Origin of the sequence: Thermococcus argininiproducens, assembly GCF_023746595.1 — an archaeon.
Lineage (GTDB): Archaea > Methanobacteriota_B > Thermococci > Thermococcales > Thermococcaceae > Thermococcus_A > Thermococcus_A argininiproducens.
In genome coordinates, this window is sequence record NZ_CP080572.1 from 716,451 (window position 1) to 734,953 (window position 18,503).

At 40.6% G+C, this 18,503-nt stretch carries 17 protein-coding genes; 7 read left to right on the forward strand and 10 right to left on the reverse strand.

Translation table 11 applies throughout. The features are described from left to right. Position 1: 1 nt before the first annotated feature. The 4 genes from K1720_RS03765 to K1720_RS03780 all read right to left on the reverse strand — a co-directional run bounded on the left by K1720_RS03765 (position 2) and on the right by K1720_RS03780 (position 3,839). On the reverse strand, positions 2 to 1,150 hold the full coding sequence (locus tag K1720_RS03765) for a hypothetical protein (protein WP_251950051.1): 1,149 nt from the start codon (positions 1,148 to 1,150) through the stop codon (positions 2 to 4). A gap of 118 nt (positions 1,151 to 1,268) precedes the next feature. Beyond that, entirely contained in the window at positions 1,269 to 2,003 is a 735-nt protein-coding gene (locus tag K1720_RS03770) for a sulfite exporter TauE/SafE family protein (RefSeq protein ID WP_251950052.1), read from the reverse strand. A gap of 59 nt (positions 2,004 to 2,062) precedes the next feature. Continuing rightward, complete coding sequence (locus tag K1720_RS03775) at positions 2,063 to 2,827, reverse strand: sulfite exporter TauE/SafE family protein (RefSeq protein WP_251950054.1); 765 nt, start codon at positions 2,825 to 2,827, stop codon at positions 2,063 to 2,065. 13 nt (positions 2,828 to 2,840) lie between these two features. Continuing rightward, the gene (locus tag K1720_RS03780; RefSeq protein WP_251950487.1) at positions 2,841 to 3,839 is read right to left on the reverse strand and encodes a M42 family metallopeptidase; all 999 of its coding nucleotides are present in this window, start codon (positions 3,837 to 3,839) and stop codon (positions 2,841 to 2,843) included. 177 nt (positions 3,840 to 4,016) lie between these two features. Here K1720_RS03780 and K1720_RS03785 point away from each other — a divergent pair, with 177 nt between their 5' ends. From K1720_RS03785 to K1720_RS03805, 5 genes are all read left to right on the forward strand, one after another. After that, positions 4,017 to 4,586: a TATA-box-binding protein gene (locus K1720_RS03785; RefSeq protein ID WP_055280817.1), complete on the forward strand. Its 570-nt coding sequence runs from the start codon at positions 4,017 to 4,019 to the stop codon at positions 4,584 to 4,586. A gap of 30 nt (positions 4,587 to 4,616) precedes the next feature. Continuing rightward, the gene (locus K1720_RS03790; RefSeq protein ID WP_341480975.1) at positions 4,617 to 5,267 is read left to right on the forward strand and encodes a histone deacetylase family protein; all 651 of its coding nucleotides are present in this window, start codon (positions 4,617 to 4,619) and stop codon (positions 5,265 to 5,267) included. A 344-nt stretch (positions 5,268 to 5,611) separates the two neighbouring features. After that, entirely contained in the window at positions 5,612 to 5,992 is a 381-nt protein-coding gene (locus K1720_RS03795; RefSeq protein ID WP_341480980.1) for an arginase family protein, read from the forward strand. 281 nt (positions 5,993 to 6,273) lie between these two features. After that, complete coding sequence (locus tag K1720_RS03800) at positions 6,274 to 7,170, forward strand: ABC transporter ATP-binding protein (protein ID WP_251950056.1); 897 nt, start codon at positions 6,274 to 6,276, stop codon at positions 7,168 to 7,170. Then, positions 7,160 to 8,398 carry an ABC transporter permease gene (locus K1720_RS03805; protein ID WP_251950058.1) on the forward strand — a complete coding sequence of 413 codons (1,239 nt, stop codon included), beginning with the start codon at positions 7,160 to 7,162 and terminating at the stop codon, positions 8,396 to 8,398. The genes K1720_RS03800 and K1720_RS03805 overlap by 11 nt, the downstream gene beginning before the upstream one ends. Positions 8,399 to 8,463: 65 nt before the next feature. Here K1720_RS03805 and K1720_RS03810 read toward each other — a convergent pair whose 3' ends face one another. From K1720_RS03810 to K1720_RS03835, 6 genes are all read right to left on the reverse strand, one after another. Continuing rightward, entirely contained in the window at positions 8,464 to 9,072 is a 609-nt protein-coding gene (locus K1720_RS03810) for an indolepyruvate oxidoreductase subunit beta (protein WP_251950059.1), read from the reverse strand. Continuing rightward, positions 9,069 to 11,009, reverse strand: coding sequence for an indolepyruvate ferredoxin oxidoreductase subunit alpha (iorA, locus tag K1720_RS03815; protein ID WP_251950061.1), 1,941 nt, complete (start codon positions 11,007 to 11,009; stop codon positions 9,069 to 9,071). Before iorA ends, K1720_RS03810 begins: the two co-directional genes overlap by 4 nt. A 3-nt stretch (positions 11,010 to 11,012) precedes the next feature. Continuing rightward, positions 11,013 to 12,374 (reverse strand): acetate--CoA ligase family protein, encoded by a 1,362-nt coding sequence (locus K1720_RS03820; protein ID WP_251950490.1) that lies wholly within the window; start codon positions 12,372 to 12,374, stop codon positions 11,013 to 11,015. Positions 12,375 to 12,675: 301 nt separating this feature from the next. After that, positions 12,676 to 13,308: a dTMP kinase gene (tmk, locus tag K1720_RS03825; protein ID WP_251950063.1), complete on the reverse strand. Its 633-nt coding sequence runs from the start codon at positions 13,306 to 13,308 to the stop codon at positions 12,676 to 12,678. A 26-nt stretch (positions 13,309 to 13,334) separates the two neighbouring features. Beyond that, positions 13,335 to 14,042: a phosphohexomutase domain-containing protein gene (locus tag K1720_RS03830; protein WP_251950065.1), complete on the reverse strand. Its 708-nt coding sequence runs from the start codon at positions 14,040 to 14,042 to the stop codon at positions 13,335 to 13,337. Positions 14,043 to 14,052: 10 nt separating this feature from the next. Continuing rightward, positions 14,053 to 15,138, reverse strand: a complete 1,086-nt coding sequence (locus K1720_RS03835) for a nucleotidyltransferase family protein (RefSeq protein ID WP_251950067.1) — start codon at positions 15,136 to 15,138, stop codon at positions 14,053 to 14,055. Between the two features lie 116 nt (positions 15,139 to 15,254). Between K1720_RS03835 and K1720_RS03840 the strand changes: the two genes are divergently transcribed. Both K1720_RS03840 and K1720_RS03845 read left to right on the forward strand, forming a co-directional pair. Next, the gene (locus K1720_RS03840; protein ID WP_251950069.1) at positions 15,255 to 17,123 is read left to right on the forward strand and encodes a phosphoenolpyruvate carboxykinase (GTP); all 1,869 of its coding nucleotides are present in this window, start codon (positions 15,255 to 15,257) and stop codon (positions 17,121 to 17,123) included. Positions 17,124 to 17,266: 143 nt separating this feature from the next. Beyond that, positions 17,267 to 18,454 (forward strand): magnesium transporter, encoded by a 1,188-nt coding sequence (locus K1720_RS03845; protein ID WP_251950071.1) that lies wholly within the window; start codon positions 17,267 to 17,269, stop codon positions 18,452 to 18,454. Positions 18,455 to 18,503: the final 49 nt, after the last annotated feature.

Sequence of the window (18,503 nt, forward strand, 5' to 3'; positions counted from 1 at the left end):
CTTAGGAATTCGCATTTATGAATTCTTCCACTTCCTTGAGGAGTTTATCGGCTCTTTGAAGATGAAAAGCGGCCCCGTTTATGTCATTCTTTTTAAGGAGATTTATTGAGATGAAGAGCTCGTTAATGGCTCCCTTAAGCTGGAGCTCAGCTCTTGCAGTGTTTATCCCCTGGTTCTTGAGAATAGCAAGTGCGGTGGCATCTCTTTTTATTCTCTCTTTCATGGTCTCTATAATCCCCATTATGTTTACATTTTCTCTTCTAATATTCTCAACTGCTCTGAAGAATCTCTCTATTTTGCCTGCATTCTCTCTAATTATCTGAAGTGCTTCCTTCCATTTCTTCTCTTTCGCCAGTCTTTCGACTTGAAGATAAACACTTCTTACCATTTTTACTTCTCGTTCAACTTCTTCTGGGTTTAAACCTCTTGTTTTTGCATCTTCTATAGCTTTCTCAGCGATTGTAAGGCTCTGGTTTGTCTTTATTAGAAATGATCTTACAAGTGTTTCAGCATTTTTAGATGTGATCTCTGCAATAACTTTTCTTAATTCCTTATCGAGCTCAATCCGGTTCTCTCTGGCACGTTTCAAGCTGTTTTTGGCATTTTCCAGATTTCCAGCCTTTAGGTTCTCAAGAACTTCATTGTAGGAACTTTTTGTGCTTTCGTAAGCTTTCTCTAAATTTTTTGTGTTTATCCCCTTCCTCTGTGCTATTGTTATTACTTTTTCAACGTAGGTAAAATATGCTATTACCCTTGCACTTTCTTCACTTATTTGCTGTTTTAATACTTCTGGGGTTTCTCTAACTGCTTCTAAACTTCTGAGAACCTCTTTATAATATCTCATAGCAGTTAAAGCGTCTTGGATAGCTCCTATGTATTTCCCGTTTTGGTATTCTGAGAGAGCTTTTTCCTTGAAGTCTCCAGCCTTTTTGTAGTTTTCCAAAACTTTTGGGGGCAACTTGTCTTCTATAGGTTTTACCTTTGCATCTACAAAGTTGCTGAGCTTAGTTAACTGATCTATTATCTCTCCGGCTATGGTATCTTCGTTCTGCTCTCCCAAGTATTCATCATTGGGTTGATTCTGTGCGATGCTTATAGGTATTAGACCTCCCACCAATATAAGGATGAGCCAGATAGCGCCAAACTTCATGTTCCTCACCAGGATTATCATGATTTTATCCTACTTTAGGAACCCGATGAAACGATAGTTTCAAAATGTTTCGAGGCTCCCTTTTTAATTACGAAACAAAACTTAATAAATTTGAGGATTAGAGGAGCATTTTAACTCCAATCAAAATCAGCATAAGAGCAAACCATCGTTTTAATTTCTCAGGATGTAAGATATGTGCACCTTTTGCTCCCAGATATCCACCAACTATTAATCCAGGCGCTAAGAGGAGTGTTGTTTCTATGTTTACGTGTCCTACTTTGAAATGACCATAAGTTCCAGCTAGAGCTGTGAAAAAGATGGCCACACTCGAAGTACCTATTGAGTATCTAACAGGAATTTCAACAAGAACGTGGAAAAGGGGAACGTTCAAAATCCCTCCACTTATCCCGAGGAGACCAGAGATAAAACCTGAAAGTATACCCACTATCGGGATATTTTGATATTTTATATCCATAGCTTTTTCAGAGTTCTCCCTTGAAGGGGCCGTTGCCATTTTGTATGCCAGATAAAAGAGGAGAAGCGAGAAGACAGTCTGTAGAAGAGATTCTTCCAAATATATGGTTATATAGGCCCCAATTAAAGCTGCTGGTATTGAGAAGACCTCCTTAATTGCCACAACTTTGAGAAGAACTTTCCCTCTTCTAACGTGGGTATAAGCTGAGGCAAAAGAGCTAACTACTATACAGCTAAGACTTGTACCAATGGCAGTGTGGACGGGTAGGCCCATAAAAATAAGGGATGGTACTATCAGAAATCCACCACCTATTCCAAAAAGGCCAGCGATCGTGCCTATTGCAGTCCCAAGGATGAAATCAAGGAGATAGCTGATCATGGAAGAGGTTTATAAAAACGTTTTAAATCTCTTTTGTTGCCCTTAATAAAGAATAAGAGTCAAGGAACAGGATACCCAAGACCCTTGAGAACCATCCTAATTGCTAAGAATGCCATTACTACTGCAAAAGCTTTTGTTAGACTGCTTGCTTTTGTTCTTTTTGCTATTCTTGCTCCCAATTGGGCTCCAACTATTAACCCTGGGACAAGCAGGAGGAGCCACTCTACTTCGACATTACCAAGCATGTAATGCTTCAAGGCCCCACTTGTGGCTGTGAACACAATAGCAAAGCTTGAAGTTGCTACAGCATAGTGGATTGGCAACCCCATGTAAGTCAAAAATGGGACGTTTATTGCTCCACCCCCTATCCCAAGCAGTCCACTGGCTATTCCTGCTATAAACCCTCCGATAGGAACTATCTTATAATCGAGCTGTATTTGGGTTAAATCTACCTCATGAGGCTCTCTGCTCTTTTTGCGGTAGATCCTTATTGCAACTAGAAAGAGAACAACACCAAAGATTACTTTTAGCTGGCTTGCACTGATGTAACTCGTTATCCATGCCCCAATATAAGCCCCTATAACAGCAGTACTTGCCAAAAGCAAACCTGCCTTATGGTGTATTCTCCCCTGCCTGTGGTAGGCTATAGCGGAGCTTAGGGATGTAAAAACAACAGCAGCGCTTGAAGTACCAACGGCATGGTGAATTTCAACTCCTAGGAGATTCAGGGTGGGAACTACTAAAAAGCCTCCCCCAAGTCCGAATAACGCAGCCAGTATGCCTATGAAAACTCCAACACCAAAATATCCAATGGATTTTAGCACTTAACCACCTCCATTATTCAAGCTCAAACGCTAATGCCTCAATTAGTTTTATCAGGGCCTCTAAATCTCTTATGTGTAACATTTCCGTCTCACTATGAAGATATCTTATAGGAACGCTTAAGGCTAATGTCTGGCTTTTAGTTTCGAATACTGATGCATCGGTTCCTCCTCCAGTAACACCAATCTGTATAGGAATGTTGTTCTTCTGTGCTATCTCAAGGGCCTTTCTTGCTAAAGAAGGAGTGTATATGGCTGAATTGTCAACGGCCCTTATAACTGCTCCTTCCCCTAATTTTACATCTCCGGTTAGGAATGAGCAGCACGCAAAGGAATCTACGGCTATAGCATACTTGGGGGAGTGAGTATTTGCTAGGAATTTTGCACCTTTAAGACCAATTTCTTCCTGAACTGTGAATGCAAAGATGTACTTACCATCTAAATCATGATCGACTAAATTTTTTATTGCCTCTACAAGGGCAATGACACCAAATCTATCATCCAATGATCTTGTAACCACGTATTTCTTGTTCAAGACGCTAAAGTGCTTCTTAAAAACGGCAAAATCCAGTACTTTAACTCCCATTTCAAGGGCCTCTTCTTTTGATTCTGCTCCAATGTCTATTTCTAAAGCATGCCATGGAAGAGTCTCAAACTTTCTCTCTAAGTTCAGATGGACTGGAGTAACTCCTATTACTCCATCAAGCTTTCCTTTTTCGGTTACAAGCTCTACATGCCTACCTAATAAAAGTCTGTCATCTATCCCGCCAATTTTTCTAAACTTAAGTTTTCCATTTTTTGTTATACTTGTGATTAAGAGCCCTATCTCATCCATATGTGCCATAAAAATGGCTTTCTCTTCACCCTCTCCAAGCTCTACGATAAGGTTTCCTATTGTGTCTACTTTGTAATTGGCGTATGGTTCTATCCATTCAATCAACTTTGCCCTTACTTCATCTTCATATCCCGATATACCCGGGATTTGAGTTATTTCTCTGAGCATCTCTACTAGCATGGTTTTCACCTAAAAAATAACCTGAGTCAAACTACTTAAAGTTTTTTGAGAGCGTTAAGATAGAAGTCTTAATGGGGGTACTTGAATTTCTTTTAATTTTTGTCAGCTAAACTTTAAAAACCCCAGTGGAGTTATTTATAAAAGGGTTTTTAAACCCAGCTTAAGGAGGTGCAAAACTTGGTTGACATGAGCAATGTGGAGCTTAGAATAGAGAATATCGTCGCTTCAGTGGATCTTTTTGCTTCACTAGACCTTGAGAAAGTTATAGAGATATGTCCCCATTCAAAGTATAATCCGGAGGAATTCCCAGGGATAATATGCCGTTTTGATGAGCCAAAGGTTGCTCTTCTGGTATTTAGTTCTGGAAAACTTGTTGTAACTGGGGCAAAAAGCGTTGATGATATCCAAGCAGCGGTTTCCAAACTCGTTGAAATGCTTTCAAAAATCGGGACTAAATTCAGCAGGGCTCCTGAAATAGATATTCAAAATATGGTGTTTAGCGGCGATCTTAAGATGGAGTTTAATCTTGATGCTGTTGCTCTTGTGTTGCCCAACTGTGAATATGAGCCCGAACAGTTCCCGGGCGTCATCTATCGTGTTAAAGATCCTAAAGCAGTTATACTACTCTTTAGCTCTGGAAAGATCGTTTGTAGTGGTGCAAAAAGTGAACATGATGCATGGGAGGCCGTTAGAAAGCTTCTTCACGAGCTTGATAAATATGGGCTTATTGAAGAAGAGGAATTCTAATCTTTTTTCCACTTTTCTAAGGGAGGGAACATGAGAATTTTTTATTCCGAGGTCTTTAAGGATCATAAACCCGAGGGCTATCATCCTGAAAATCCAAAAAGGCTTGAACTTGTAATTGAAGGACTTAAAGAACATGCTCTCTGGATTAATGTTGAGCAACCTCCTATGGCAGGGATGAATGATATTTTAAAAGTTCACTCAAATGAATACGTTAAAAAGATACAGGGCCTTTCTGAGAGGGGATTCTCTTTTGTAGACCCGGATACATACGTTTCTCCGCACACATGGGAAGCAGCCCTCACAGCTTTTGGAGCATCTATGGAAGTGGCAAAGCTCGCACTCAAAAAGAAGGACGTCTATTTGGCTTTGGTTAGGCCTCCAGGACATCATGCAGGGAAAAAGGGAAGAGCCCTTGGTGCACCTACCCTTGGTTTTTGCATATTTAATAATGCTGCAGGAGCGGCATTAACGCTAAAAGAAAAAGTTGGGAAGGTTGTTATAATTGATTTTGACGTTCATCACGGCAATGGTACTCAGGATATATTCTGGGACGATGGAGATATTATTCATATAGATCTTCATGAAGGGGGAATCTATCCAGGGAGTGGCAATATATATGAAATTGGTGGAAAGGGTGCAGAAGGAACTGACCTCCTCCCCGCCCTGAAGGGTGAGGATTAACCCCTCGCCATGAGCGGTTCGGTTTGCGGGCCCATCACTTACTCGGGTTGCCCCTTTCAGTTCAGCCCGCGGGCCGGGTCTTCGGCCCGTTACCCCTACCGCAAAGCGGCTCGGGGTTATCACTTCAAGTTTCAACCGCCCCAACGACAGTTCTGAAAGGACGCCTAACGGCGTCTTCCCTCCGATGATGGAGGGACACGATGAAACTCCTCATGGAGTTGTTCTTAAGTGGCCTCTTCAGGACTTGGTTACGTTGACAAGTTTAAAAAAGTTTCGGTGGTTTAAAGGTTCACTCGGACAGTTCACCACATCCCGTCCCAAAGGCGAGGCTTTCAAAAGGTAAGATAAATCTCCCAATGCCGCACTATTCAAAAGATGATGATTACATCTTCGTTTGGCAGGAAATAGTCCTTCCTATTTTAGAGAATATCAAGCCAAAGATTCTCGTAGTCTCAGCGGGCTTTGATGCCTTTAAAGGGGATGGTTTAGCTACGATAGAGCTGAGTGAGAGATTTTATCATTTTGCTGGGGCTTCGCTTTCAAGGTTTAGTCTAGCCGTTATTCTTGAAGGAGGATACAGTGTGGGCTTAAGAAAGGGATTCCCTGCTTTTATTGGGGGTTATCTCGAAGGGAATCCTGAACTTGAGAATATTTCCCCAAAATATGGAACAATTAAAGTTGTTGGAGAGGTTAGGGAGATACAGGGTGAATGGTGGGGTATTTAACTCAGTGATGTGGAGCGTTTCTCTTGATGGTGTGTTTTAGAATGGACAAATTAACCAGTTGACTACAAATTGATTGAACTTTAGTGCATTATAAGTTTATGCATAACCTATAGGGTGGTAATATTCCCGTTTTTTCTAAATACTCACTAAGAATTACTTGTGTGTTTTTGTAAATACAATAAATATTAACTAAAATATCAATAATAAGCACTTTCTATTTTCTACAAAGATAAATGATAATCTTTAAATATCTATTGGTTGTTGGAGTATTGGGTGCATTGATGTCAGCTATTAGAATCAAAAATCTAATGAAAAGTTATGGAGATTTTTTAGCGTTGAAGGGGATAAACTTAGAAATTAAAGAAAGTGAAATATTTGCCCTTCTTGGGCCAAATGGCGCTGGTAAAACAACGCTCATAAGAATTTTGGCAGAGGGTCTGAAGTTTGACAGTGGGGATATTGAAGTATTTGGAAAGAAGTTAAGTAAGAAAACAGCGCGTTTAATAGGTTATGTTCCTCAGGAAAGTATTTCTTATGATCTCCTGACTGTTGAGGAAAACCTTGCTTTCTATGCAGATCTCTACGATGCGCCTAAAGAAAGGATCAAAGAGCTCATTAAACGTTTTGATCTGCCAGCTAAGAAAAAAGCTAGGGAATTGAGCGGAGGATTTAAGAGGCGTTTAAATTTGGCTATCTCTCTGTTATATGAGCCCAAAATCTTGATTTTGGATGAGCCTTCAACAGGTTTAGATGTTCCCTCAAGGAGACAGCTCTGGGAGATTATAAAAGGCTTTAAACGTGAAGGGAAAACAATACTCCTTGCCACACATTATATGGAGGAGGCCGAGGCGTTAGCTGATAGGATAGCGATAATGAATGAAGGAAGAGTTGTTGCTGTCGGTACAGCGGATGAGCTGAAAGCCTTAATAGGAGAGGAAAGCATTATTCAAGTAGAGGGGATTCTAAAAGGAGTCGAAGGAATTGGAGAGATATTCCCAAGGTTTATTGAGAAAAGCGGGACTCTCAGGATTCATGTGAAGAACTCGAGGGAAGCTTTACCGAAGATTGTTGAGCTTTTAATATCTGCCGGAAGCGAGATAAAGGCCATTAAGGTGGAGGAGCCCACTCTGGAAGATGTCTTTTTAAAACTAACAGGGAGAGCTTTGGATGAAGTTTAGGGTCATTAAGGGCATAATCCTAAAGGATTTAAAAGAGCTCCGCAGAGAAAAGATGGCCCTCTTTTGGATATTCATATTTCCGCTCATGTGGATTACTCTCTTTGGAACAATGTGGGGCGGTGAGAGTCCACCGATTAGTGTAGACGTTGGAGTTGTTTACACAAACGAAAGCGCCCCATTTACAGCTTATGATATAATTGAGATAATGAGAAACGTAACACTTGAGGAGACAAACCTCTTCAACGTCCTCGAGTTTAAAGACGAAACCAGTGCTGTTGAAGCTCTCAAAAGCGGAAAGATAGATGCCGTTGTAGTTTTTCCCAAAGGGTTTGGAACAAACCTCACAAGCGGTAAGCAGGCGAGAATTTACCTCTACTTTGATAAAAGTGATCCCCAAGATTATCAAATAGTAAGCGGGGTTGTTAAAGGCTTTTTTGGAGAGGTGGAGAAGGAGATGAAGCGCAGAAACATTGAGATGCAGCTCGAATATATGGAGTCCTACCTTCCAAAAGAGCTTATTGCAAGGTATAATCTCACCACAGAGACGATCAAAGAGTACATGCTCGCGAGCGCTGAGCCCATTGTGATAGAGGAAAAAGAGGTGGAAGGCAAAACAGCAACGCCGATACAGTTCTACATAACAAGCTTCATAGGGATTCAATTCCTCTTTGCCACAATGCTCACCGTAGGGTCTGGCACGCTGGAGGAGATTGAAAAGGGAACTCTTAGAAGAATAGTTGCTTCGCCTGCTACCGCGTGGGACTTTCTGATGGGAAAGATGCTCTCCACATTTTTAGTTATAATGATCAGTATAGTTGTTGGCTTGGTTTATGCCAAAGCAGTTTTCGGCGAAACCATAGTGCCGAGCACCTTGGGATGGCTCATAATATTCATCGCGTCGCTCTTTTCCATGAGCCTTGGCTTAGCAATAGCTATGGGGACGAGGAGCATAAGGTCAACAACAGCAGTAGTGAACTTTATATCAATGCCCCTGCTCTTTCTGGCGGGTATAGTTGTCCCGGAAAGTGCTCTTCCAAAATGGGCAAAGCCCATAGTGAACTACTTCCCTCTTGGAAGGGCTTTAAAGGACTTCCGACTTTTGGAGATTTACCACAGACCAGTGAGTGAGATAATGCCCGATGTCCTGTGGTTAAGTCTGGCAACACTCGGCACCCTCATAATTGCGGTAGTGCTTTATAATTGGGCGGTTAAAAGATTGGAAGTCTAAGATTGCTGGGGGTATTCTTCCACTTTTTTAGAAAAGGTGAAAAATACAAAGTATAAAGAAAGAGCCTAAAGCCCTAATATTTCTTTTGCAGCTTTTATTCCAAGGTCGAAGGCCTTCATATTGATGTCAACGGCTTTAGGTGGAACGCTTATCTTTATGACCTCTCTAACGTGTTCTGCGTCAAGTGGAAACTCGGGTATTTGAGTTAAAGCTCCGATTAGGACCGTGTTTGTTGTAACCACATGTCCTGCTTGTTCTGCTAGCTCTTCTGCGTTAAATCCAATCCATTTTGCCTTGAATTCTTCTTCAAAGACTTTTCTTATCTCTTCAAGGCTTGGATAGTTTGCCATTCCCATTGAAACTTGAACGGGAACTATGGGTTTTGTGTTTACAACCACCATTCCTCCTTCTTTAAGGTAGTTGACGTATCTAAGCGCCTCCACTGGTTCAAAGGAGAGCATCACATCTGCTTTTCCTTCAGGAACCATAGAACCATAAACGTCTTCACCAAAGCGTACATAACTTATTACACTTCCGAATCTTTGGCTCATTCCGTGAACTTCACCAAGTCTCACTTTATAGCCTGCATGGAGTGCAGCCCATCCGAGAATGTTGGCCGCCGTTAATACTCCTTGGCCACCAACTCCTGTGATGACAATGTTATATTCTTTCATTGTTCTCCCTCCTTCATAGGCTCAAAAGCCCCAAATGGGCATACCTGGGCACAACCTCCACATCCCCAGCACATTGTAGGCTCGACTCTCGCTTGTCTTTTCTCTTCGTCCCAGTAAATTGCTGGACATCCATAAGCATTGATACATATCCTACAGCCAGTACACTTGTCCTCGTTTACGTAGTAAATTGGCCACTTCTCTCCTCTTCTCCTCATTTGTCCAATTCTGTGGAGGGCACAGATCTGTCTGGAGACAATGACACTAACACCTTCGACTTCTAGAGCCTTCTTTACAGTCTCATAAGTTGCCTTGATATCGTATGGGTCAACTACAGCAACAAAGTCGGCACCCATGGCCTTAGCCACGTCTTCTATTGGTATTCTCTTACCCATGCCGTGTGGTGTTTGTCCAGTACTTGGGTTTGGCTGGTCGCCAGTCATTGCAGTGACGAGGTTATCAAGGATTACAATAAGGACATTAGAACGGTTGTATATGGCATTTGCTAACGCTGGCAGTCCAGTGTGGTAGAACGTTGAATCACCAATAGTGCCCACAATTATTTGCTTTTCTGGGCCTTGTTGCTCCTCGCTTAGGCTCCCATTTTGGGCTATGCTCAAACCATGAGCTATCCCTATTGAAGCACCCATAGCTACTGTAGTGTCCACTGTCTTGAGTGGCGGTAGAAGACCGAGAGTATAACATCCAATATCGCTTGGGTATATTGCTTTTCCGCCTGTTGCTTTCTTTATCGCGTAGAAGCTGTTTCTATGTGGACATGCTGGACAGAGTGAAGGTGGTCGTGGTGGGAGCAATGGTTTAACCTTCTCATATTTTTCATCGAGTTCCTCGAAGTTTATTGGTGTTTCAAGACCGAGGAATTCTGCTATAGCTGTTACAGCTCTTCTAGTGGTCATTTCATAGATTCTTGGGACAAGTTCTTTGCCCTTTATTTCTATGTTGAGCTTTTTATCAAAGGCCCATGTTTTCACTTGCTCTTCTACAACTGGTTCAAGTTCTTCGACTATTAATACCCTCTCTAACCCTTCAAAGAACTTCTCAAGGAGACCGTAAGGGACGGGAAATGGTGTTCCTAGTTTGAGGATCTTTACATCTTCGATTCCTAACCATGCTAGGGCCTCTTTTACATACGCATAGCTCAATCCTGGGGCTATTATGCCGACTTTAGCGTCTCCTTTGCCCTCTATCCAGTTGAATGGACAATTGTTTAATTCTTCTCTGATTTCCTCAATTTTCTCGAGGATTTGTGGATGGAACTTCCTTGCATTTGAAGGGACATCAACAAATCTACTTGAATCCTTCTTAAACTTGCCGAACTTTCTCTTTCCTTGTTTTATCTCCTCTGGAAGCTCTCCTAAAACTACATCTCCTCTTGCGTGGGAGGTTCTTGTAGTTGTTCTTAAAATCACAAAGTGTTTGAACTTTTCACTGAGTTCAAAAGCGTATTTTGTCATTTCTTTAGCCTCATTGGGACTTATTGGCTCAAGAACAGGGACATTTGCGAATTTGGCATAAACCCTAGTGTCTTGCTCGTTCTGAGAAGACCACATACTTGGATCATCAGCAACCATTATAACGAATCCACCTTCAACACCCATTCCAACAGCACTCATGAAAGTATCGGCAGCTACGTTTAATCCAACGTGCTTCATTGCTGTCATGGCTCTAAGGCCACTCCATGCTGCAGCTAGGGCCGTTTCAAAGGCTACTTTTTCGTTTGTAGAATATTCCATGTAAACACCTGCCTTTTTGCTTACAATTGCCATGGTGTCTGTAAGTTCGGAACTTGGAGTTCCAGGATAAGCAGCATAGACTGCTATGTTAGCTTCCAAGGCACCCCTGGCTATTGCTTGGTTTCCTAAAAGGAGAACTCTTTCTCCAGGCTTATCCCATAAGACTATATCACTAACCTTAGCCATTAATTACACCTCCAAATTTCTCTCTGCAAAAGCAGCCAAAGCATATGCTGCGGAACCAACATCTTCTGGTCTTTCATATGCTGGAATACCCTCCTTTTCTAGGAGTTCTCTAGCTTTCTCACTAACGTATCCAGCCATAAAGAGTGCTAAAACAGGTTTTCCATTGTTGACTTCCTTTACAGCTTTTACAATACCTTCTGCATGCTCTGTGGGGGTCATTCCAGCAAAAGTTGGAACAACACAAATTGCCACGAGCATATCAACATTATCGTCCTCTAAAAGAAGTTTAGCTGTTTTATAATAATCTTCTCCTCTTGCACTTGCTATCATGTCAACAGGATTTTTAACAGCTGCCATTGGGGGTAAAAATTCCCTAAGCTTTTCCATTGTTTCTTCTTTTAAATTGGCCAGCTTAAGTCCACGTTTATCGAGCTGATCAGCAGTTAGAACCCCGGGACCACCAGCGTTGGTCATTATTGCTACTTTCTTACCTTTTGGTAGAGGCTGAGTAAAGGCCCTTGCCATACTAAGTAGGTCATCTATGGTTTCAGCTACAAGAACTCCACTCTGCATAAAGGCAGCCTCGTAGATGGCATAACTTCCTGCAAGTGAACCAGTGTGGGAAGACGCTGCTCTTGCTCCACTCTCACTTTTTCCAGCTTTTAAGGCTATTATTGGTTTCTTTTTGCTCACTTTCTTTGCTATCTCCATAAATCGTTTCCCATTCTTTACTCCTTCAATATAAAGGGCTATTGCCTTGCTATTATTATCTTCGGCTAGATATTCCATCAAATCTGCGAAATCAACGTCAGCCATATTTCCAACGCTTATAAACTTTGAGAATCCGATATCTTCTTTGATAGTCTTGTAGACTATCCCAGCTCCTAAAGCACCACTCTGTGAAACAAAGGCCACACTTCCTTTTTTTGCATTCATGATAAATGTAGCATTCATGTTGCTGTGAGTGTCCATTACACCGACACAATTGGGCCCGATTATTCTCATTCCATATTTGTGTGCTATCTCTACGAGTTCTCTTTCTTCTCTTTTACCTTCTTCGCCCATTTCTCCAAAACCAGCCGTAATTATGATAGCTCCTTTAACACCTTTCTCGCCACAATCAATGAGTGCTTGTTTGACGAATCTCCTTGGGACAACTATAACTGCTAAATCAACGTTTTCTGGAATGTCTTTGACATTTTTGTAAGCTTTGACTCCCTGAACGGTTTCTTCTTTTATATTGATGGGATATACTTTCCCTCCATACCCCTTGAGATTCTTGAAGATCTCATAACCGAGCTTGAGTGGATCATTTGATGCTCCAAGCACTGCTATGCTTTTTGGAGTGAAGAAATAATCAAGCATTTTTACAATCACCGACTTTCCTATCGGTAAAAGTCTATATAAGCTTTCCGAGAAAGTGCAGTTAAGCAAGTTTGGGCACAAGAAAGCACAAATACATCTTTGATGAGCATAAAGGGACATGAATGCAGCTTACCTCTTTCTTTCTGAAACATTGTAATCCATAAGAATCGGGATGTTGAATTAGTACAATCTAGAAAGGCCTCAGCTAACCCTCTTTTCTTCATCTTATCAGAGTGGCTAACGTTCGTCATCGGCCAATTATTTTAAAGAAAAGGGAGTTAAAAGGTTTAGGATTTTGGATTTACTTTTTTGGATTTTCAAAGAGTTCGTGCTCTACAAGGGCGGTGATGTCATTGTGGATGTCTTCTACAGGAGCAAGGGCATTAATTATCCTTATCTCATTAAACTTCTCTGCAAGTTTCAAATAGTTCTCTCTGACTTTCTTTTGTAGTTCTACGATTTTATCGAATTCGGATCTTATGCTTCTTCCATTTATTCTCTTTATACTCTCCTTAACGGGCAAGTCTAGTAGTATAACTAGGTCAGCACGGGGAGCAAACCCATTCAAGTTAATAAGCCAATTTAAGTCCAGACCTCTTGCCCATTGATAAGCAAGGGATGAGTAGAAATATCTATCCGAAATAACAACTTTCCCGGCATTTAATGCAGGTTCTATGAGTTTTTTAACATGCTCTGCTCTGTCAGCAGCAAAAAGTAGAGCCTCAGCTTCTTTACTTATTCTAGCACCATCAATTATACCCTCTTTTCCTCCTGTTAATACCAAACGTCGAATCAACTTACCAAAGGCTGTGTCAGTTGGCTCTTTTGTAAGTACAACTTCATACCCTCTCTCTTCAAACCAGTTTGCAAGCATCTTAGCTTGTGTTGATTTTCCAGCGCCGTCTATGCCTTCTAGGACTATAAACATTCCCATGAGTGCACCTCCGACTGATTTCCCTATTAAAGGACTTTCTTCATGTGATCTAGTAGTCTCCACATACTTCCGAATTCTTTTTCTTCCCCATCCTTATGAAACTCTACATATCCATCAGGACGGAAACGAAGTCCAAAAGTGTAATCTCCTTTTTTAAGTTTTTGTAAATAAACTTCTTTTGGTTTAGGTGGTAAGTAGCTGGTCATCATATCATTAAGGAGCTCTGTTTCAAACCTTAAGTGTTCATTTAGCTGAGGAAATAAAAGCACTGCGGGAGTATTCATACAATCGATTAAGGCTTTTCCTTCTATAGTGAAGTTGTAGTGCTTGAAGATGTCTTGGAGAAAATCATCCAAGGCATTTGGGTAATAAACGGTAGCTCCGATATCATTAGGATGAGCCTCTATAAACTTCTTTGTCTTTAATAAAGCATTTATTTCGTCGGGGTCGAATCCACTAATCTCAACTCTCACTCCATTGTAGTAATAAATATATACAAGGGGTAGGCCACGTTTATGAGCAAAGTCTTTAAGAACTATGAGGGGAATCAGCCTTACATCCATTGTAGCTGAACCTGTACTAACTATTCCAACTACTAAGGCTCTTTTCCCGTACCTTGAAATTGCTCTTCCGTCTCTTCCTACTATTATAGTTCCTTGAGCGACTGTTCCAATGGCCCTTCCGAGCAGGGCAAGTTCTTCTGGATTGAATTCCTCAGACCTATAAATTTCCATCACAACCACCTCAATCAGGGAGTACTATACTTTCTTTTCCAATTCTTGATTCGGCCCAAATTTTTACATTGGCTCCAATCTTTGTGAATTCTTCAATCACAGAGTTATCGCCAACAACACTCCCACTTTCAATAATTACACCTTTTCCAATATGAACGTTTTCTCCTATGATTGCTTCATAAATCTCTGCTCCCTCTTCTATAGTCACATTTGAGAATATAACTGAACGTTCTATTTTAACGTTTCTCCCTATTTTAACATTATCTCCTAAAACTGCAAATCCTCTTACCTCTGGTCGTCTTATTTGACATCTTATTCCGCTGTAGAGCGGCCCACCATATTCTAGATTTCCCTTAAGCGATTCTGTTCTTACTTGGGAGAGCTTAAGTCTTCCTAGAAAAACGTCCGCTGTTGCTTGGAGGTAGCTTGATGGCCTTCCTACGTCGTTCCAGTATTCCTCAAAGGGAAACCCGTAAAGAGGGAGGTTTTCTTCCAGCATCTTTGGAAATAGATTCAGAGAAAAATCGAAGTTTTCTCCTTTGGGAACTGAATCAAAAGCTTCTGGTTCAAAAACGTAGATACCTGCATTTACCAAATTGCTAAAAGCCTCTTCAGGCTCAGGTTTTTCTTTGAATCTCAGTATTCTGTTATCAGAATCTACAATAGCAATTCCATATTGGCTGGGATCTTCAACACGAGATAAAGCAATGGTAGCCAGAGCCTTTTTTTTCTTATGATACTCATAAAGGGCATTTATGTTAATGTTGGTTAGCACGTCACTCGAGGCAACAATAAAAGTATCCTCTATTTTGTTTACAACTTTTTTTGTAGCACCTGCAGTTCCGAGTTTTATATTTTCTCCATTTGAATAATGTATTTCAACTCCGAAATCACTACCATCTCCGAAATAATTTGTGATCCGTTTTTTGAGGTAACCTACGAGTACGAAGATCTCTTCCACTCCAGCATTTGTTAGCGCTTTTACTACGTATTCCATCATGGATTTATTGAAAAATGGGATCATGGGTTTGGGGCGGTAAACTGTCAAAGGAAGCAGCCTTGTGCCTTTTCCGCCCGCTAAAATCACTGCTTGCATACTTTTTGCACCATAAGAATTGAGGAGTCCCAGTTAATATAATTTTTGGTACGTTATACCGCGATTTTTGAGAAACCTTTTTAATTTTCGAATGTAAAACTTTTACGGTGGTGTAAATGGACCCCATAGATTATCTAAAGGAAAAGCTTGAACCAGAACAGTTTGAAAAAATTAGAGCGATTGACAATCCTGAGCTTCACGAATTTTTAGCAAAATACATTAAGCTCTTAAATCCTGCAAAAGTCTTTGTTTGTACTGATTCAAAAGAAGATGAAGTGTACATAAGGAGAAAGGCTCTCGAATATGGGGAAGAAAATCCCCTTGTTATGGAAGGTCATACCGTTCACTACGATGGTTATTATGATCAGGCAAGGGACAAAGCTAGGACTAAAATATTGGTCCCTAAGGGTGTAGAGATACCTTTTATAAATACTATGAATAGAGAGGAGGGCCTTAGGGAAATACATGAGATAATGAAAGATATCGCAAAGGGTAAAGAGCTCTTTGTGTGTTTCTTTGTTCTTGGGCCTAAGAATTCAGTTTTTACCATTCCAGCGGTTCAACTTACAGATTCTGCTTATGTTGCTCATAGTGAGTTTATACTTTACAGAAAGGGTTATGAAGAGTTTAGGCGCTTGGGAAGGGAAGCTAAATTTCTAAAGTTTGTACACTCAGCAGGAGAACTCGATGAGAGGAAGACCAGTAAGAACATAGATAAAAGAAGGGTTTACATAGATCTTGAGGGTGAAACTGTTTATTCTGCAAATACACAATATGGTGGAAATACTATAGGCTTAAAGAAGCTTGCTTTTCGTTTAACGATAAAGAGGGCTGTTGAAGAAGGGTGGCTAAGTGAACATATGTTCTTAATGCGTGTAAATGGTCCTAATGGGAGAAAGACTTACTTTACTGGAGCATACCCATCAATGTGTGGTAAAACTTCAACCGCTATGATCTCATGGGAGAACATAGTGGGGGATGATTTAACATTCATAGTGGACATGAAAGGAGAAGCAAGAGGTGCAAACGTCGAGAAGGGTGTTTTTGGAATAATTCAGGGAGTTAATCAGGAAGATGACCCAATAATTTGGGAAGTTCTTCACTCACCAAACGAGATAATTTTCTCTAATGTACTTGTTAAAGATGGAAAACCTTACTGGAATGAAATGGGTATACCAATACCTGATGAAGGAGAAAATCATAGTGGTAAATGGTGGAGAGGAAAGAAAGACCCAGAGGGCAATGAGATCCCACCAAGTCACAAGAACGCTCGCTTTACTGTAAGCTTAGAAGCTTTTCCAAATGCTGATTTAGAAGCTTTGGAAGCTCCGTGTGGTGTTAGGGTTGGTGGCATGATCTTTGGAGGAAGGGATGCAGATACATGGCCTCCAGTAAGGGAGTCCTTTGATTGGGCTCATGGTGTCATAACAATGGGTGCTGCTTTGGAAAGTGAGACAACAGCAGCAACACTCGGGAAGGAAGGGGTTAGGGCATTTAATCCAATGGCAATTCTTGACTTCTTGAGCGTTCATATCGGAGACTACCTAAAGAACTACCTTGAGTTTGAGAAAAAATTGAGGGTCAAACCCAAGATATTTGCTGTGAATTATTTCTTAAGGGATAAAAATGGCAACTGGCTTAATCACAAACTTGACAAGGCAGTATGGCTTAAGTGGATGGAGCTTAGAGTCCATGAGGATGTGGATGCAATAAAAACTCCCGTTGGATACATTCCTAAGTATGAAGACTTGAAAAAACTCTTTAAAGAAGTTCTTAACAAGGAATATCGGAGAGAAGATTATGAGCGTCAGTTTACTATAAGAGTGCCAGAGTTTTTAGCAAAAATCGAGAGAATTGAAAAGATTTACAAAGAGATAGGTAATATACCAGAGGATCTCTTTAAAATCCTTGAGGAAGAAAAACAGAGACTGCTTGAGGCGAAAGAAAAGTATGGTGATTATATATCACCGTTTCAGTTTGAATAAGTCTTTTATCTTTTATTCCTTCCTTTTTATGGCCTTTTTCTTGAGTTAGAGTTACCAAAACCTTTTTATAGGATTTTTTGGAGATTTACTTGGCAGAGTAGACGTGAATAGCAGGGAGGGAGCGAAGATGAGAGGTGACGAGTATGAGAAACCTCCAAGTAGTCCTTGGGAGAGATCTCTCAGAAAGGTTCAGAGATGCTTGGATAGGTGCTATTCCAGCTTTGGTAACATGTTTATTTATGGATTTCTTTGCAGGGGCTTTTTTGGGTAGGTTCTTTGAGAAAATCATGTTGAGTTATCCAATAATTTTTGTAATTCTCCCTGGTCTTATGGGATTAAGAGGAAATATTTTTGGTGCAATGGCCTCTCGATTTACTACAATGTTGCACCTTGGTGAAATGACACCTCATTTGAAAGATAAGAATGTTGTAAAAAATATTTTCTTGAGTATATTACTCTCTCTCCTCCCAGTACTTATTCTATGGTTTGTAGGAGTTCTCAAAGTCCAAGAAACTACATCTGGGATTGTCGTGCTTTTAATAGTGGTAACTTCTACTATCTTCGTGAGCCTGATAATGGGATATGCTACAGCAGCTGCCACAGTCATACCATTTAAAAAAGGTATTGACCCTGATACAGTTGCAGCTCCTCTGGTAACCTCAGCAGGGGATCTTGTTACAATGCCATTTTTAGTACTGTTTATCTTACTTTATGAAGAACTCCCATTAATTTTCGATAGTTTAGTGATAGTGGGAATTGTATTTCTGATTTTCATGTTATTTGTCCTTAAACTTGAGAAGGAAGAAAAGAGGATGGTTAGAGAAATTCTGGGTGTAATAGGAAGTTTGGCATTGTTGTCAAGTGTTTCTGGTGGTTTGCTTGAAGCTTATAGTGAAGTTATATATGCATCGGTTATATTTAGCGTTATGTATCCAGCAATACTTGGGACTGCAGGAAACTATGGATCGATTATTGGGGCAAAAACATCTACAAAACTTCATCTTGGCGAGATAGAAGGGCTTTTTAACAAGGATTCATTACTGGATATATTTGTGTATTTCATTACAAGCTTTTTCATAGCCTTTCTAATGAATCTTGTGGGAATTTTGGTAGTAAGGCTCAGTTTAGGAAAGGATGTAGGGCTCGTATTTCCATTTATAGCTCTTTATCCGTTGTTAGTTTTGATTAACATGTTTATAGGATACTTCCTTGCAATAAGTTTTGATAAATTGGGCTTGGATCCCGATAATGCCACTGTTCCTACTATAACTACTCTGGCGGATATCTTTTCAACCCTTTTTACTGTAGGAGTTGCTCATTTAATTGTCTAGAGGGAGGAAAACCTTAAAAGAAAATGGAATATGAGATAAGAACAGGTGG

Coding starts and splice junctions, on each gene's coding strand:
- K1720_RS03845 (WP_251950071.1), top strand. CDS start 17,267: ATGAGAAACCTCCAAGTAGTCCTTGGGAGAGATCTCTCAGAAAGGTTC.
- K1720_RS03800 (WP_251950056.1), top strand. CDS start 6,274: ATGTCAGCTATTAGAATCAAAAATCTAATGAAAAGTTATGGAGATTTT.
- K1720_RS03810 (WP_251950059.1), bottom strand. CDS start 9,072: ATGAAAGAATATAACATTGTCATCACAGGAGTTGGTGGCCAAGGAGTA.
- K1720_RS03790 (WP_341480975.1), top strand. CDS start 4,617: ATGAGAATTTTTTATTCCGAGGTCTTTAAGGATCATAAACCCGAGGGC.
- iorA (WP_251950061.1), bottom strand. CDS start 11,009: ATGGCTAAGGTTAGTGATATAGTCTTATGGGATAAGCCTGGAGAAAGA.
- K1720_RS03820 (WP_251950490.1), bottom strand. CDS start 12,374: ATGCTTGATTATTTCTTCACTCCAAAAAGCATAGCAGTGCTTGGAGCA.
- K1720_RS03840 (WP_251950069.1), top strand. CDS start 15,255: ATGGACCCCATAGATTATCTAAAGGAAAAGCTTGAACCAGAACAGTTT.
- K1720_RS03770 (WP_251950052.1), bottom strand. CDS start 2,003: ATGATCAGCTATCTCCTTGATTTCATCCTTGGGACTGCAATAGGCACG.
- K1720_RS03830 (WP_251950065.1), bottom strand. CDS start 14,042: ATGGAAATTTATAGGTCTGAGGAATTCAATCCAGAAGAACTTGCCCTG.
- tmk (WP_251950063.1), bottom strand. CDS start 13,308: ATGGGAATGTTTATAGTCCTAGAAGGCATAGACGGCGCTGGAAAATCA.
- K1720_RS03780 (WP_251950487.1), bottom strand. CDS start 3,839: ATGCTAGTAGAGATGCTCAGAGAAATAACTCAAATCCCGGGTATATCG.
- K1720_RS03835 (WP_251950067.1), bottom strand. CDS start 15,138: ATGCAAGCAGTGATTTTAGCGGGCGGAAAAGGCACAAGGCTGCTTCCT.
- K1720_RS03765 (WP_251950051.1), bottom strand. CDS start 1,150: ATGAAGTTTGGCGCTATCTGGCTCATCCTTATATTGGTGGGAGGTCTA.
- K1720_RS03805 (WP_251950058.1), top strand. CDS start 7,160: ATGAAGTTTAGGGTCATTAAGGGCATAATCCTAAAGGATTTAAAAGAG.